Origin of the sequence: Mucilaginibacter sp. (assembly GCF_028288105.1) — a bacterium.
Classification (GTDB): domain Bacteria; phylum Bacteroidota; class Bacteroidia; order Sphingobacteriales; family Sphingobacteriaceae; genus Mucilaginibacter.
The window spans coordinates 1-16,490 of sequence record NZ_JAQBOI010000003.1 but is presented as its reverse complement, the minus strand read 5'-3'; the positions used below and the strand labels follow the sequence as shown (position 1 = coordinate 16,490).

Sequence of the window (16,490 nt, the reverse complement as noted above, 5' to 3'; positions counted from 1 at the left end):
GCGCTACTCTTCTTCAGCTCAATAGGGCTTATGGTATCTATCGCTTTCATTATTTTAAAAATGCTTTAATAACCTTTGCGCGGCCTTTGCCCAAATTGGTTAAGGTGTATGAACCCGCTGCTGCCGGCACCACAAATGTTTCTGCATAGGCAAATTCCTGTTTGGTGCCATCGGCAGTTTCCAGCTGCACGGCCTGGCCTTCCACCAGCATCATCACATGGCATACGTTGTTGGTTTCTACTGTGGTTTGGTTATCAAACTCCATGCGGTGCACATCATAAAAATGTTCGGCATGGGTTGACATATGTATCAGCTGGTAACCTTCGGCCTGCTCAATTACTGCAGGTTTTGAGATCAGTTCGCGGTAAACCTGTTTGCCTTTGCGGTTAAAGTCGAGGTTATTAAATGCGTGGTCTATATTTATAGGGCGCGGATTGCCGTCAAGGTCAAGGCGCACCCAGTCGTACATTTTAAAGGTGAATATGTATGGGGTAGCGCTTATTTCCAGCACCATATTACCCGAACCGGCACTGTGCACAGTACCATTAGGAATAAGGAACAGATCGTGCTTTTTGGCAGGGTGCGACTGTACATAATCCTCTATCTGTATTTCGGTACTTGTTGCCTGGCTATCTTCCAGCACATTCCTGAATTCGGCCGGGTCAATGCTATCCTGAAAGCCAAGGTAAACCCGGGCGTTATCGTCGCAGTCTAAAATGTAATAGGTTTCGTCCTGGGTAATGTTCTCGCCAAAATTCTCCTGTATGTATTTAACCGATGGATGGCATTGGATAGACAGGTTGCCGCCATTGAATGTATCCAGAAAATCGAAACGGATAGGGAACTCATCGCCAAAACGTTCGGCATGTTTGCCCAATACATTTTTATTATTGCTGAACATTAAGGTATCGAATGATACCTCCAGCAAGTTGCCATCGCTTTCAAACACCAAACCATTCTCAGGAACGATCATTTCAAATGACCAGGCGTAATTAACCACATCCTTATTAATGTTATTAATATGCTCTTTGATCCATTGCCCACCCCATGCACCTGGCTCAAACCAGGGGCGTACACGAAAAACCGATTTACTGATCCTATTTAGGCCTTCAACCAGATCTGCTTTATGGATCCAGTTAATAGTTTCCGGCCATTGGCCATCTGCTACAACAGCTATACGATCCTGTATGGCTTTTTTATGATTGTTTAGTACCACCCAATCTACAAAGTAAAAACGCTTGTACATCTGAAAGGGCTCATTCACCTGCACAGCACCTAAATTGGTGATACTGCCTGCACGCATCCTAAATTGCAGTTCGTTCTTCGGCAGATCGATATAAATAACCGGGACGTTCCAACCCGATAAAACAGCGCCGATACCTATTATTATATTGATGTCGCTATCGTCGGCAGTTTGCCCGGTAAGGCTTGCATCATAAAAGTCATTTAATGATAGTGTAGTTTTAGTACCCCAAACAGATTCAAATTCGCCTAAAAATGGCGCAACCAGTTTTTCAATTTCATCAGTGGGCTTTAAAAAATTTTCCGTACTGATCCAGTTTACTTTTAGCCCGTTTTCTGTAAAATAATCCTGCAGCCTTGCCCGTATATTACCCCAAAACAAGCCGGCATACCCATCAATCAAGATAATTTTCTGCTCTATAATGTATTGGGCAAGGGAGTCAAAGCCGTTAAATATTTTTCCTGAACCCAATGCACATGTGGGATAAACATTGTAACCGCCATTGGCATTAAAGGCATTATCTAATTTTGCCGGCATTAAAAACTGCGCGGTTTTCCGCACTTCCGTGTCAACACTTTCTATCTGCTTGTAATCTTTAGTATCAATATTCATTGTAGTAATGTATGGATATATCAATTTCCACATAAAAAGCCTCAAAGGTCATTGTTAGATCTGGGGAAATAAAAATTATATAATTGGTTTATGATTATAATGTACAAACATATGAACAAATTTTACATTACCAAATAAATTAAAAAATAATTGTAAGGTGTATAAATCACACCATACGATGCCAAAAAGAGGCTTTTATAGGATTAATATGTATGTACAGTTATACTTATGAATGAAATTTCATTATCATTGTATATATTACACTATATGAAATATTCTATTGATCATAAAAGTCCGGTTCCGCTGCATATACAAGCCGAAGAACTTTTAAGAAAAATGATAGCCGAAGAGGAATATCAAAACGGAAAGCTATTACCCAATGAGGTAGAATTGGCCAAAGTGCTGGCCATATCGCGTACCACCCTACGCCAGGCAATAAACAAATTGGTTTATGAAGATTTGCTGATCCGCAAAAAACGCACCGGAACAAAAGTTAATAATTGTATAGTAAGCTCTAAGTCAAATAATTGGCTTAGCTTTTCGCAAGAAATGAAACTGCGGGGTATTAGCATCAAAAACTTTGAACTGCATATTACCTGGGTATATCCGGATGAGATGCTGGCCAACTTTTTCGAGATAAAAACAGATAGGAAAGTGCTGAAAATGGAAAGAGTACGGGGCACATCTGACGCGCCTTTTGTTTACTTTATTTCTTATTTTCATCCTCGTATCGGGCTTACCGGTGATGAAGATTTTAAACGCCCGCTTTACGAATTGCTGGAAATGGAGTATTCTACCGTGGCTACTCTTTCAAAAGAAGAAATAAGCGCGCATGCTGCTGATGATGTTATTGCCAACAAATTAAGGCTATCAAATGGCAGCCCGGTGCTGTTCCGCAAGCGATTTGTGTTTGACCAGGGCGAACGCCCAATTGAATACAACCTGGGTTATTATAAAGCAGATAGTTTTGTATATACGGTAGAAAGCAGACGCTAAAACATGGGAATATCTCTGTTTCTCTAACGCAGAAAGCCATGAAATCTAATCTGTAGAAACTGCTTTTACAGCATGGTTGCATAATTAGGTATCATGGGGACTAAAGATTAAGTATACATTAATAAATTTCAGATCAGGTTATCTAACTTTATTGGCATGAAGTGGATCACCCGTGAACATCCGAAGATCGACCGCATCGCTTGTCCCTGGCTAATTAAACGCTTTATTGATAAAGATGCAGAAATCATATATGTGCCCTTTGAACAGGTATTATTGAAAGCGGAAGAATTTGCTGCCATACCCTTTGATTTACCGGACGTAGAATACACGCATTATGAAGATCAGTGTACTTTTGATTATTTTATAAAGAAACACCAACTCAAAGATGTCGCGCTTGACAGGGTAGCCGCGATCGTTCGTGGTGCAGACACCGACCGGCATGATTTTGCACCCCAGGCGGCTGGGTTAGAGGCCATTTTTTCGGGATTGGCCTATAATATTAAAAACGACCAGGAACTGCTAAATTTAGGCATGACCATTTATGATGGCCTATACAGTTGGGCCAAACACCTGCATCAATTAAAACATACCCAGGCGGGGCCGGTTGAACAATTGTTACTGGAGGTTTACCATAAATACTTAAAACAATCTAATTCCAAAAAAGCACCTGCATGGGCGAAGGAACTCAAAGAGATGATACAGGATCAGATGGATACCAACATGGCCCTAAGTTTACAACAGGCATCTAATGAGTTGGAGATTAACCCCGCTTACCTTTCACGGGAATTTTCCAAATACTTTGATAACCTGTCATTTGGCGATTATATAAGAAAGCTTCGAATAGACAAGGCCATGAAACTAATGGAAACGACTACTTATTCCCTAACGGAGATCGCTTACCTTACCGGCTTTTCAGATCAGAGCCATTTTAACCGCATATTCAAAAAGAAAACCGGGCAAAATCCATCGGTATATAAAAAAAGTAGCGGCAAAAGTAAAAAGAATACAAATTAGTTAAATACGTACAATTTTAAAGATTTTTGAATGGATAGTATTGCATTTGTTAACGCAATGTATCTAATGGAAAACCACACATTCTCTCGTAGGCAGGCTTTGCAGGCAACTGCTGTATTAGGCACTACCTTACTTTTGCCACTACAAAAATTACAGGCAAATATATTACCGATAATATCCAAAACCCCTTCAATAACGGCTGAAGAAATTGCCGCCATTGATACAGCCTTAGGCAAAAAGGGCAGTTATAAAGATGCGGAATCTGTTTATACCACACCATTGCCCAGAAACGACCTGAAAATGAAAATCAAGGGCGAAACCGTACCCATTCCTTTTGGCTTTGGCGGCTGGGTATCTTTCAAGAAAACGGTTGACGGCAAATCGGCCATGGTGATGAGCGATACGGTGTTACAAATGGAAGAGGTAAATACTTTAATATCCGCTGCTCATGCCAACGGACTGGAGATCGCAGCCATCCACAACCACTTTTTTTACGAAGAACCACGAATATTTTATATGCACATTCATGGCATAGGAAGTATTGATGTATTAGCCAAAAAATATGCTAATACTATACGCGATAGTAAACTGTTTCCGGCCAACCAACCTGCACCATCTGTTCCATCAACAATAACAGGTAAAGAAAACTTTGATTTGCCCACATTGGATGCCATTGTTAAATATACCGGCACAGTAAATGGCCCAACCTATAAATATACTATTGGCAGGGCCGATTTGAAAGTAATGGCGATGGGTGTGGAAATGACCACTAATATAGGATTAAATACCTGGGCCTCTTTTGCTGGCAAACAGGACGATGCACATATAGCAGGCGACATTGCCATGTTGCAAAGCGAAGTAAACAGTGTAATCAAAATATTGCGTAAGCATAACCTTGAGGTGGTGGCTGTTCATAACCACATGTTAGGCGATGATCCGCACATGATATTTCTGCATTACTATGGCCGTGGTAATGCGGCTACTTTGGCACAAGGTTTTCGTGCGGCGATTGATGTTTTGGGCAAAACGCCTATGGGTAATATGAAAATGTAATGAAAGAGCAATTAAATATAAAACCAACATATTCCTTGTGGGATATAACCAAATACTTTTTAAAGTTAGGAACATGGGGCTTTGGCGGGCCGGTGGCTTTAGTGGGCTATATGCAACGGGATTTAGTAGAGCAGAAAGGCTGGCTAACAGAAGGAGAATATAAAGAAGGATTAGCGCTGGCACAATTGGCACCCGGCCCATTGGCTGCTCAATTAGGCATTTATATTGGTTTTGTACATTATGGACTAATAGGTGCTACACTAACGGGCCTCGCGTTTGTGCTGCCATCATTCATCATGGTGGTTTTGTTGGGTATGGCTTATCAGCTATATGGTGGCTTGCGGTGGATGCAGGCAGTATTTTACGGAGTGGGTGCAGCAGTGATAGGCATTATTGCCATGAGTGCCTATAAGCTAACGGTTAAATCTATCAGCAAATTTGAACCGGCTGCCATAAAAGCCAAATGGTTGCTGTGGCTTTTGTATATAGCCGGTATTGTGATTACTGTAGTTACCCAACGCGAAGAAATATTACTGTTCCTTGCTTGCGGAATATTATATATGTTAATTAAAGCACCACCGCAGTGGATCAAAAAACCGGCTATATTACCGGCAGGAATATTGATCAGTACCGGTTTCTGGAAATACGATAGTAAAACATTACAGGAGATAACCTGGTTCTTTGCTAAAGCCGGTGCTTTTGTTTTTGGCAGCGGCTTGGCTATAGTGCCTTTCCTGCATAGCGGTGTAGTTAAAGAATTTGGCTGGCTAAACGAACAACAATTTGTGGATGCAGTTGCTGTAGCCATGATCACGCCGGGGCCGGTAGTAATTACGGTAGGTTTTATCGGTTATTTGGTGGCGGGCTTTCCAGGGGCTTGTGTAGCCGCTATCGCCACGTTTTTCCCTTGTTATTTATTTACTGTCGCCTTAGCACCTTCATTTAAAAAAATTGCTAAAAATGCCAGTATTAAAGCCTTTGTAGAGGGAATTACTGCGTCTGTTATAGGTGCACTGGTAGGTTCTGTGATTGTAATTGGCCTGCGCTCTATCATTGATATCCCAACTCTGTTAATCGCTATAGCAGCTGTTTTTGCATTAATTTATATAAAAAAGATTCAGGAGCCTTATATTATAGGTATAGCTGCTATTATTGGCTTATTAATAAAATAAGGATCATATCGTAATTTTGTCCTAATTACCGTTTGAGAATTACCGGTGCGGCTTCGCCGGATATAAATTTTTTAGTTACCTCTTACAACCCCATCATTTAGAGGCAGGTATACCAACCTGTAAATAATGGGGGAAATCTGTATTTAATACCTTCTTCTATCCAATGAAATAACTTAGCTATTTTTTAGGTGTTGTTGCATCAGCGCTGCCAGCTGGCCTTTGCCTTCTCATTACAGAGGGTACAACCGGCAATCCCTCGTTTCCTTCATTAGCTACAGATTGCACTGCAAAAAAATAATTGTCTTTAGAATAAGGTAGCTTTATCTCGGTAGAAGCAGTGAAAAATTTCTTTTGCCATACCGGGCTGGTTGTTTCGCGCATCATTACATAATAACCTTTAACTTTCCCGGTGGCAGGTGTCTTCCAGCTCAAACCTGTTGAATTGCTGCCCAGGCCGGTCGTAACAATTGAAACCTCTTGTGGCATTGCCGGAGATTTAGCAAGATTGGCCAGGTTACATAAATTAAGAGCGGTATTTTTTCGCAGATACTCAAAATCCATATATTCGGTTAAGTCGCCATAGCTGATGCCATTTTCTGTACGTACATTTTGGTGCTGATGATAAAAATTTTCATTCATTTCAGTAAGGCGTACGGCAGTGAACCCTTTTTGTTGATAAGGCTGATGATCGCCGCCACGCCCAAAACGATCTGGCCGGTAAACCATAAAAACCTGAAGATTATCAACATAACGTTCGCCTACTTCTTTAATATAACGGGCCAACTGGCGCGAGGCCCCATCATTTTCCAAGCCCATAGCACGTATGGCCGCTGCCTTTTTTTCATCGAGCTCATAAGCCGGCAGCCCCTCACTAAACACCCTGATTTTTGTATTTTCAATAATATTAGTTTCATTGCTATTGTTGCTGCCTATTATGTCGTTATTTAAAACAGCGCCAATTTCCCAGTTGCCTTTTTTGGCGTTTGCAGCCATAAAGCCAGATCCTAATAAACCTTGTTCCTCGCCGCAAACAGCAACAAAGATTATAGTAGCCGGGAATGATTGCTTGCTCATGATACGCACACATTCTATTACGGCCGCCGTGCCGCTGCCATCATCATTTGCGCCAGGGGCATCGCCTTCCCTATCCATTACATTGCTGCGCATATTATCCATATGGCCGCTTATAATAAACACGCGGTGATCATCCGGGTCGGTCCCTTTTAAAGTAGCCACTACATTGGTTAATATAACCGGTACATCTATTCTTTTACTATCGGGCTGATAGTTGTTGGTATCTAACTTTGCTGTTAACCTCCCTCCGGATGCTTTGGTGTAGAAATTAAATTTGCTTAGTATCCAGTTGCGGGCCGCACCTATCCCACGCTTTGTATCGGTGGTGGCGCTTAAAGTATTGCGGGTACCAAAGCTAACCAGCTTAACAATATTGGCATGTAAGGAATCGGCAGATACTTCGTTAACCATCTTTTCAATTTGAGGATCTTTCTGAATAATAACCGGAGATTGTGCAAATGTGCTGGCATAAGCACATATCAACGCTAAAACGCCTAATGTTTTTTTCATAATTTATATTAGTATTTGTTAGTTCGTTAATAAAAACGGGGAGTTATTAATTTGTAAAAACTACTCTACTGTAAAAGGGGTATAAGCAGGCAAATTAAGTCCGTTTTTTTGAAAATCAAAATGTGATTGTCTTTGAAAGGATAATTTAATTCTGCGTTCTTTTAAATTACATTAATGATCCCTGTGGGGTTGCTGGCGCTATTTTTAAGCGTTTATACAAGCGCTACAGACAGTTGCTATTTAACTTTATCTTAACATATTATTTCATTTAATTAAAACAAAGTGATACATTAGAAATTCAAATGCTACTGATTTTACTTGCATAACTATAAATGGTTGCTAAATAATGAGGGCTTTTAATTCAAAACAACATCACGATTTAAAATTTGAAGAAGTTTTTGAAAGCTATAAACATCAGGTTTATGCCCAGGTATATATTATTGCCAAATCTGAGTACGCTGCAGAAGAAATAACCCAAGAGATCTTCATTAAATTATGGCTAAATAAAGAATCACTGAAAGATGTAAAAAATCTGGGGGGCTATTTATATACCATTGCACGTAACTATTCCTTAAATTATCTTAGAAAAGCTGCCAGCGATACCAGACTTGTTAATGAGTTATTGCGCGTTGCCGTAACTAATGATAATAACACAGAAGCCAATATGCGGGTATCTGAATGCAGAAAGCTAATTTCAACCGCTGTAAGTCAACTATCGCCGCAACGCCAGTTAGTATATAAACTGAATAAAGAGGACGGCCTAAATTATGATGAAATAGCAACGCATTTAAATCTTTCCAGGCATACTGTTAAAAACCATTTAATGGCAGCGTTACAATTTATAGGCACTTATCTTGCCAAAAATGGCGTCAACCCTACTCTAATCGCCATCTTCTCCCTCTTTTATATAAATTGATAGCTCAATTTTCTAAATTTTATTCCACATTTTCATTAAATTACCATAAATTATGAATTTTTCATATTATAATTGAGCAATTTTAACTAAATTGTCAATTATTATGTCATTTAATAGCAAATCATCGACTAAAAACACTTTTTTAAATAAAAAGTAATATTTATTTCATTTTTGATTAGTCTGATTGGCGTTTTGTTGTGTCTTTAAAGTATCAATCAGAATAAATGAACCAACAACAAAGAAAATCGGACCTTTTAGAGAAGTACATGAACAATACATGTACCAGGCAAGAGTTCGAAGAATTTATGGAGCTTATAAAAACATCCACAGACTTTGAGGAGTTTGATGGCCCCATGAAAAAATATTGGGAAGACTCCCGGCAGGAAGACATCCCGCATACGGTTGACTGGAACCGTATGTACAGCAACATTAAGTTAAGGCTTTGGGCACTTAAAAAAACAAAGGTGCTATTCAAATTCGCTGCTATAATAGTATTAGTAATTAGCGCTTGTACCTTAATTATATATAATTATAATAATGTTACCAGTGTTGATCATATTGTATACCTCACGCAACACTCGGGCGTAGCTAAAACGAAAGTTGTAGTACTAAGCGACGGCACCAGGGTAACCTTAAATGCAAATAGCGATTTACGTTATCCGCAAAATTTCAACGCTAAAACCCGTGAGGTGTATTTAAAAGGGGAAGCCTATTTTGAAGTGATACACAACGTAAATAAACCTTTCATTATTCATTCTGGCAGGTTAAAAACGCATGTGTTAGGTACCACATTCACGGTAAGCGCTTATTCGCAGGTAAAACCAATGAACGTAACCGTACTTACGGGCAAGGTTGCCGTAAAAGATGAGTTAACCCATGCACAGGCCATATTAACCAGAGGGCAATCAGCATCTACAAAAGATGGTAAAACCACTTTTGAACTTACCACATTAGCAAACCCCGAAGATGCAATTGCCTGGATGGATGATAAAATGATCTTTGAAAATTCGGACCTGGAAAGTGTTGCTTTAAAGCTGAGCAACAAATATGGGGTAGATATAAAAATAACCGGCAATAAGTTGCCGCAGCAACACATCACCGCTATTTTTCAGGGGCAAACCTTACCAGGCATCTTAAAAGCGATTACCAAGCTCACCCACTCCAGCTATACGGTGCGTGATAATACTTACATACTAACTAATAACTAACTAAACTATTAACTGATTTTATAAAAAACGAAGTGCCTATTGAGTAAAAAAAGAGATAAACAAAAAAGGTTGAATGTGATTCCAGCACACCCAACCTTCCGGGCCGAAGCCCACCAAATTCATAGTTCCCAATTGGGATATTTCGTCACTACAAATTTTGATCAAATATATGACAAATAAATCATTGTCTTTTCACCTGCTATGTAAAGCCTTAGTCAGGGTAATCATTATTACCGTCATCTTTTCTGTATGCTTTACCATTGCTCAAGCAAAAAACGTTTCAGCACAAGATCTAAAAACAAGAATATCACTGCATGTAGTGAATATGTCTGTTAAAAATGTACTGCGACAAATTAATAAAGAAACTAAAATTAGTTTTGTTTTCAGTAACTCAATTGTTACTAACCAGGCTGTAAGTTTAGATGTAAAAAACGAACAGCTGGACTTAGTCCTAAAAAAGATCCTCGAACCACTGGGTATGGATTATTCCGTATCAGGAGATGTGATCCTTATCGACAAAAAAACAGTTACGCTTACAGAAACCGAATCGCAAAAGGCCATTCCAATAAAAGTAACCGGTAAAGTTACTGATAATGCCGGCGCGGCATTAATTGGAGTAAGTATTAAAATAAAAGGCGGTAGCGGCGGTACGGTAACTAACGCTGAAGGGCGCTATACGTTAACTGTGCCTGATGAAAATGCTACGTTAGTGTTTTCCTACATGGGTTTTGCAACCCAGGAAGTAGCTGTAAAAGGCAGGGAAACTGTTGATGTACAATTAATAGAGAACCGTAATAGTCTTAACGAAGTAGTTGTAACAGCCTTAGGCATTTCTCGCCAGAAAAAAGCGCTGGCATACTCTGTAACCGAAGTTAAGGGCGATGAATTTACACAAGCCCGCGAAAATAACGTAGCTAACGCGCTTACAGGTAAGGTTGCGGGTGTTAACGCGACAGGATTATCCACCGGCCCCGGTGGGTCAAGCCGTGTTATTATTCGTGGTAACGGTTCTCTTTCTGGTGGTAACCAACCTTTATATGTGGTAAACGGCATGCCAATAGACAACTCCGTTCCGGGTGGAAGCGCCACTACCAACGGCGGCGCCGGCAATGTTGACCGTGGTGATGGTATAGCAGGTATTAACCCCGACGATATCGAATCAATAAGCGTGCTTAAGGGCGGTACTGCTGCTGCATTGTACGGAGCAAGGGCGGCAAATGGAGTAATTTTAATCACCACTAAAAAAGGCCGTGTTCAAAAAGGAATTGGCATTGATTACAATTCAACTTTTACCATGGAAACGCCTGCGATCTTCCCGGATTGGCAATACGAATATGGCCAGGGCGATGGCGGTAAAAAGCCGACTACCCAAAATGAAGCTATTCAAACCGGCAGGCGTTCTTTCGGTGCTAAAATAGATGGTTCAACCTATATAGCAGCCGATGGCTTAGAGCACCCTTATTCCGCACAAAGAGATAACATTAAAAACTTTTACCAAACCGGCTCTACATTTACCAATACTTTAGCATTTACAGGTGGAACAGAAGCTGTTACCTATCGTTTCTCGGTAGCCGACCTTAATAGCAAAAGCGTTTTACCAAACAGTAATTACGATCGCAAAACGGGCAATCTTAACGTTAGCGGTAAACTGAGTAAAAAGATAAGCTTTGAAGCCCTGGCCCAATACAATATCGAAAATGCTAAAAACAGGGCCACCGCGGGCGATGCTTCGGGTAACCCCAATTGGACGCCATATATGCTTGCCAATACAGCAGATATTCGATGGCTTTCGCCAGGTTACGATGCCAAAGGCAACGAAATTCCATGGAACGATGCAGGTATTGCATCTAATAGTTATTTCGTGATCAATAAGTTTCAACAGCGCGATACCAAGAACAGATTTATAGGTCAGGCCGGCGTTACCTACGAGTTTATTAAAAACCTATCATTAAAAGGTGTAGTAAGCCGCGATTTTTACTACTATAATTATACTTACGTTTCGCCTACCGGCTCATTATATTACCCTAACGGGCAATACAACGAACTTAAGGTTGATGCATCTGAAACTAACGGATTGCTAACCTTAAACTACAATGGCAAGATCAAAGATTTTGGCATCTCGGCCTTTGTGGGCGGTAATCAGCAACGCTCGGTTTATAACGAGTCGAACATTACGGGCGCTAATTATATTATCCCTTATTTTTATAGCTCAACTAACCTATCAACAGTTTCTACCACCCCCAGAAACAACAGAACAGCTATTAACTCTTTAATGGGTTCTGCCGATATCAGCTATAAAAACTTTGCATACTTAACTGTTACCGGCCGCCAGGACTGGTTTTCAACACTAAGCCCGAAAAACAACAGTATTTTTTATCCATCGATTGGTGGCAGTTTCGTAATTTCAGAGGCGTTTAAATTACCGCAGGGAATAACATATGCCAAAGTACGTGCATCATGGGCACAGGTAGGCGGTGGCGCACCAGATCCCTACCAGATCAACCAGGCTTTCACCTTGCTGCCAACCTCTGGTCAGCCAATCCAAAACGTATCGAGCACTACTATTACTAACGCAAACTTACGCCCTTACACTTCCACCACTACAGAAGCCGGTATTGAGGCACGTTTCCTGAACAGCCGCTTAGGATTTGACATTACGGTATATGATCGTAAAACCACTAATGACATTGTATCTACCGCTATTACCGGCACCAGTGGCTACAATAATGTTATACTTAATGTTGGCGAGCTAAGTAATAAAGGTATCGAGGCTTTAATTAACGGTACGCCTATAAAAACACAAAACTTTACCTGGAGCACCAGTTACAACGTTGCTTACAATAAAAACGAGGTAGTAAAACTTGCCGCGGGTCTCAACCAAATTCAGATGTCGCAATCAGTAAATGGCTGGGCTTATATTAACAACATTGTTGGCCAGCCCTACGGTGCTATTGTAGGTACCCGTATGCAGAAAGATGCCAGCGGAAACGTAGTATTTAACAGGACTACAGGCTTACCTGTTGCTACCGGCCTGCAAACATTGGGTAATGGTGTAGCTCCCTTAACTATGGGTTTCTCCAATGATTTTAAGTATAAAAGATTTAGTCTGAATGTACTGGTTGACGGGAAATTTGGCAATAAGATCTTCTCGTTGATGGAAGTTTATGGCACCCGTTTAGGTTTAATGAAAACCACCTTGCCGGGCCGCGATAACGGGCTTCAGCTTAATGGTGTTGACCAAAGCGGGGCCCCTTATTCAAGAACAGTTCCTCTTTCAGGCTTACGTTCTTACTATGATAACTACAAATCATATTCAGAATTATTCTTGCATGATGCTGGCTTCGTAAAACTTCGTCAGGTTATACTGAGCTATAATCTCCCGGTAGAAAAGCTTAAAGTACTAAACCTGCAGGGTGCAACTATAGCTTTTGTTGCGCGCAATCTGCTTACTATATATAAGCAAACAGACAATTTTGATCCGGAATCGAGTTTTACCAACGGCTCAAGCCAGGGGTTTGAATCGTTTGGATTACCCAGAACCAGAAGTTTTGGTTTAAATCTGATGGTTAAATTTTAATATATGCCAGCATCAATTAAAAGACAATTAACATGAAAAAAAACTTTAGAAAATATTCCATCATGCTTTTAACTGCTTGTATAGGCTTACAAGCATGTGATAAGGGTTTCGAAGCAATGAACACCAACCCCAATGCATCGGCAAATCTCACTCCTGCTTTTGTATTTACCAAGTCTTTATTAGATGGTGCAGGCGATGTGCTCAACCTTCTTCAGGGTACTATGCAGTTTACAACAAGCTATAACGATGTTGCAGGTTTTGGTGCCAAGTATATTCTTAGCCAAAGCCAACAATCGTGGACGGTGTTTAATAATGCATACCCAAAAGAGATAAATGAGATACAACAGGTAATTGAAAAGGTATCGGCTGATCCAGAGCAGGTTAACTTGCTTTCGTGTGCACGTATCTGGCGGGTGTATTGCTTTAGCCGGATTACTGACATATATGGCGATGTGCCATATTCGCAAGCAGGCCAGGGTTACACAAGCGGCAATTACAAACCTATGTACGACCCTCAACAAGCCATATATGCAGATATGCTTAAAGAACTTGACGAGGCGGCAACAGCTATCAACCCAGCCAAAGCAAATTTTGGCGCGGCCGATCTGATCTATAAAGGCGACATGATCAAATGGAAAAAGTTCTCGTACTCCTTAATGCTGCGCCTGGCCATGCGAATGACCAAAGTTGACCTGACTACCGCAGAAACATGGGCAAAAAAAGCAATTGCAGGTGGTGTAATTATCGAAGATGCAGATATTGCTACAGTTACCGGGTATGTATCTGCCGGTCAGGATATCAACAAAAACCCGCTTGCACTGGGGATGCTAAACTCCGATTATGTTGGGGCAAACGGCTCCAGCAATCCCGAGGGCGGTAAGTATCAGGATGTGATTATTAACTTTTTGAAAACTAATAAAGACCCTCGCCTGGCGGTGTTATCTGTAGTTTGGGTAAACGGTAAAGCCGATACAGCAGCCGCAATACAAAAAGGCATGTCATCCAGCTTAAGCTCTAAACCGGCAGATTTTGGTACCTATTCGGAACCTAACCCAAACACCATTCTGCAACTTAACAGCCCATACATGTTGTTAACCAATGCCGAAACCAACTTTTTACTCGCCGAAGCCGCATTACGTAACTGGTATAGCGGCGCATCTGCCAGTACATCGTATGAAAATGGTATAGGTGCGTCTATGCGTCAATGGGCATTATTCGGTTCAGCGGGCGTTATCAGTACCAATCAGATCCAAACTTATATTAAATACCATCCCCTTAACACAGGCGGCACATTTAATGAGCAGATGGAACAGATCTACACACAATTTTGGGTAGGTGTTTATCCAAATTCCACAGAAGTATTTGCAAGTTACAGGCGTACCGGCTACCCCGCCCTGGTACCTAATAACTATGTAGGAAACGCTACAGGTGGTAAAATTTTTAGAAGGTTCCTGTATCCAGCCACTGAGCAAAACTTAAATGGAGAAAATTATCAGGCAGCTATCTCCCGCCAGGGTGCTGATGAATTTTTAACCAGAATGTGGTGGGATCGCCCTTAAATTATACGGATATTTAAGTTTGATAAGATAAATTCTGCCGGTGTTTTTTGCCGGCAGAAATTAAAAGCCAGCGGCACATATTATAAACACTAAATAAAAACATAAAATCTATTTGTTATGGAAAGAAGATCGATCTTAAAAAAAATCCTGGCTTCGGCAGCCGGAATCTCTGTATTTGGATTAGCGAAAGCCAGTTCGGCAGAAAGCGCAGAAAAGGAAGTAAATAATGTAACCGAGTACCAGGACGTGCCTTTGTTTTCTGGTTCTACAAAACTTGGAAATATGGTTTTCATAGCCGGTAAAGGGGCACACGTTGAACCCTTTGAAATTAAGGCACACACCGAAATTGTACTTAAAGAACTTGAAAACGAGCTAAAAAGAGCAGGCTCATCAATGGAAAAGGTGCTTAAAGTAAATGTGTATTTAAATGATATTGCCGACTACCAGGGCATGAATGAAGTATATAAAGGTCGTTTTGGCAAGAAGCCCCCCGTACGTACCACTGTAGCAGTTGCTAAGGGCGGTGTACCGGGCAACTCTTTGGTAGAAATGGATTGTGTTGCTTATATATAGTTTACCCTCTAAAATTTAATAATGAAACGCAGAAACGTTATAAAAAGCCTTTCTATACTTCCATTTATGGGGAGTATGGTTACAAGGGCTGCAACACCAAATACAACCTCCGCAACTCAGCCGCCTGCCTTAAAGCGCGATCTGTTTAAAGAGCTTGGGGTTACCCCCGTTATAAATGCATCGGTAACCATGACATTCTTATCAGGGTCGCTTATGTTGCCCGAAGTGCTTGAGGCTATAAATTCGACCTCGCACGACTTTGCAAACATGTTTGAACTGCAGGATAAGGTAGGCGCTAAAATTGCCGAAATGCTGCATTGCGAAGCTGCAATGGTCACCTCCGGGGCATCGTGCGCTATACTTTTAGGTACGGCTGCCTGTATAACCGGTACCGATGCCGAAAAAATAAAAATGATCCCTAACCTGCCCGGCTCCCGCGCAGAGGTGATCATGCAAAAATCGCACAGGTATTTGTTCGATCAGGCAATAACTACAACAGGTGCTAAAATTATTGAGGTAGAAAGTGCCTCAGATATGGCACAGGCTATTAATAGCAATACGGTTATGGCCTTGTTTTTTAATGCTGCCGAAAAAAGCAGTATTACACATGAAGACTTTTTAAAAGTAGCTAAAGCTCGTAATATAGCCACCTTTTTAGATGCAGCGGCAGATGTGCCACCTGTCGAAAATCTTTTCAAGTTTCAAAAAATGGGGTTTGACCTGGTTACTTTCTCTGGTGGTAAAATGATCCGCGGGCCTCAAAGCGCAGGCCTGTTATTCGGGCGCAAAGACCTGATCACTGCCGCCAGGTTAAACCACAGCCCGCACGAGGCGCCGATTGGCCGCCCAATGAAGGTAAACAAGGAAGAAATGTTTGGCATGTACGCGGCCTTAAAATCCTACATCGAAAGAGACCATAAAAAAGAGTGGGAAGGCTGGTTGCAACGGGCAAAACAAATTGGCGGCAAGCTGGAGACTTTGCC

Annotated in this window: 12 protein-coding genes; 10 read left to right on the top strand and 2 right to left on the bottom strand. The window is 41.1% G+C overall.

Annotated elements, in window-relative coordinates:
- Positions 1-49: 49 nt before the first annotated feature.
- Positions 50-1,855, bottom strand: a complete 1,806-nt coding sequence (locus JWQ85_RS00185) for a class I mannose-6-phosphate isomerase (protein ID WP_299462116.1) — start codon at positions 1,853-1,855, stop codon at positions 50-52.
- A gap of 267 nt (positions 1,856-2,122) precedes the next feature.
- Here JWQ85_RS00185 and JWQ85_RS00180 point away from each other — a divergent pair, with 267 nt between their 5' ends.
- From JWQ85_RS00180 to JWQ85_RS00165, 4 genes are all read left to right on the top strand, one after another.
- Positions 2,123-2,851 (top strand): GntR family transcriptional regulator, encoded by a 729-nt coding sequence (locus JWQ85_RS00180; protein WP_299462113.1) that lies wholly within the window; start codon positions 2,123-2,125, stop codon positions 2,849-2,851.
- 156 nt (positions 2,852-3,007) lie between these two features.
- A complete protein-coding gene (locus JWQ85_RS00175) occupies positions 3,008-3,865 on the top strand; it encodes a chromate resistance protein ChrB domain-containing protein (RefSeq protein ID WP_299462110.1) in 858 nt (285 codons plus the stop codon).
- A 66-nt stretch (positions 3,866-3,931) separates the two neighbouring features.
- Complete coding sequence (locus JWQ85_RS00170) at positions 3,932-4,918, top strand: DUF1259 domain-containing protein (protein ID WP_299462107.1); 987 nt, start codon at positions 3,932-3,934, stop codon at positions 4,916-4,918.
- Positions 4,918-6,090, top strand: a complete 1,173-nt coding sequence (locus JWQ85_RS00165) for a chromate transporter (protein ID WP_299462104.1) — start codon at positions 4,918-4,920, stop codon at positions 6,088-6,090. Before JWQ85_RS00170 ends, JWQ85_RS00165 begins: the two co-directional genes overlap by 1 nt.
- Before the next feature lie 177 nt (positions 6,091-6,267).
- Here the strand turns inward: JWQ85_RS00165 and JWQ85_RS00160 are convergent, their stop codons facing one another.
- On the bottom strand, positions 6,268-7,674 hold the full coding sequence (locus JWQ85_RS00160) for a M28 family metallopeptidase (protein WP_299462101.1): 1,407 nt from the start codon (positions 7,672-7,674) through the stop codon (positions 6,268-6,270).
- 346 nt (positions 7,675-8,020) lie between these two features.
- Between JWQ85_RS00160 and JWQ85_RS00155 the strand changes: the two genes are divergently transcribed.
- The 6 genes from JWQ85_RS00155 to JWQ85_RS00130 all read left to right on the top strand — a co-directional run.
- Entirely contained in the window at positions 8,021-8,590 is a 570-nt protein-coding gene (locus JWQ85_RS00155) for an RNA polymerase sigma factor (protein WP_299462098.1), read from the top strand.
- A 224-nt stretch (positions 8,591-8,814) separates the two neighbouring features.
- The gene (locus JWQ85_RS00150) at positions 8,815-9,798 is read left to right on the top strand and encodes a FecR family protein (protein WP_299462095.1); all 984 of its coding nucleotides are present in this window, start codon (positions 8,815-8,817) and stop codon (positions 9,796-9,798) included.
- A gap of 325 nt (positions 9,799-10,123) precedes the next feature.
- The gene (locus JWQ85_RS00145; RefSeq protein ID WP_299462092.1) at positions 10,124-13,375 is read left to right on the top strand and encodes a SusC/RagA family TonB-linked outer membrane protein; all 3,252 of its coding nucleotides are present in this window, start codon (positions 10,124-10,126) and stop codon (positions 13,373-13,375) included.
- A gap of 32 nt (positions 13,376-13,407) precedes the next feature.
- Positions 13,408-14,934 carry a SusD/RagB family nutrient-binding outer membrane lipoprotein gene (locus JWQ85_RS00140; protein ID WP_299462089.1) on the top strand — a complete coding sequence of 509 codons (1,527 nt, stop codon included), beginning with the start codon at positions 13,408-13,410 and terminating at the stop codon, positions 14,932-14,934.
- A gap of 117 nt (positions 14,935-15,051) precedes the next feature.
- Positions 15,052-15,507: a RidA family protein gene (locus tag JWQ85_RS00135; protein ID WP_299462086.1), complete on the top strand. Its 456-nt coding sequence runs from the start codon at positions 15,052-15,054 to the stop codon at positions 15,505-15,507.
- Between the two features lie 21 nt (positions 15,508-15,528).
- Positions 15,529-16,490, top strand: a 962-nt coding sequence (locus JWQ85_RS00130; protein WP_299462083.1) for an aminotransferase class V-fold PLP-dependent enzyme, incomplete at its 3' end; no start/stop codon positions are given.

Coding starts and splice junctions, on each gene's coding strand:
- JWQ85_RS00185 (WP_299462116.1), bottom strand. CDS start 1,855: ATGAATATTGATACTAAAGATTACAAGCAGATAGAAAGTGTTGACACG.
- JWQ85_RS00180 (WP_299462113.1), top strand. CDS start 2,123: ATGAAATATTCTATTGATCATAAAAGTCCGGTTCCGCTGCATATACAA.
- JWQ85_RS00175 (WP_299462110.1), top strand. CDS start 3,008: ATGAAGTGGATCACCCGTGAACATCCGAAGATCGACCGCATCGCTTGT.
- JWQ85_RS00170 (WP_299462107.1), top strand. CDS start 3,932: ATGGAAAACCACACATTCTCTCGTAGGCAGGCTTTGCAGGCAACTGCT.
- JWQ85_RS00165 (WP_299462104.1), top strand. CDS start 4,918: ATGAAAGAGCAATTAAATATAAAACCAACATATTCCTTGTGGGATATA.
- JWQ85_RS00160 (WP_299462101.1), bottom strand. CDS start 7,674: ATGAAAAAAACATTAGGCGTTTTAGCGTTGATATGTGCTTATGCCAGC.
- JWQ85_RS00155 (WP_299462098.1), top strand. CDS start 8,021: ATGAGGGCTTTTAATTCAAAACAACATCACGATTTAAAATTTGAAGAA.
- JWQ85_RS00150 (WP_299462095.1), top strand. CDS start 8,815: ATGAACCAACAACAAAGAAAATCGGACCTTTTAGAGAAGTACATGAAC.
- JWQ85_RS00145 (WP_299462092.1), top strand. CDS start 10,124: ATGTCTGTTAAAAATGTACTGCGACAAATTAATAAAGAAACTAAAATT.
- JWQ85_RS00140 (WP_299462089.1), top strand. CDS start 13,408: ATGAAAAAAAACTTTAGAAAATATTCCATCATGCTTTTAACTGCTTGT.
- JWQ85_RS00135 (WP_299462086.1), top strand. CDS start 15,052: ATGGAAAGAAGATCGATCTTAAAAAAAATCCTGGCTTCGGCAGCCGGA.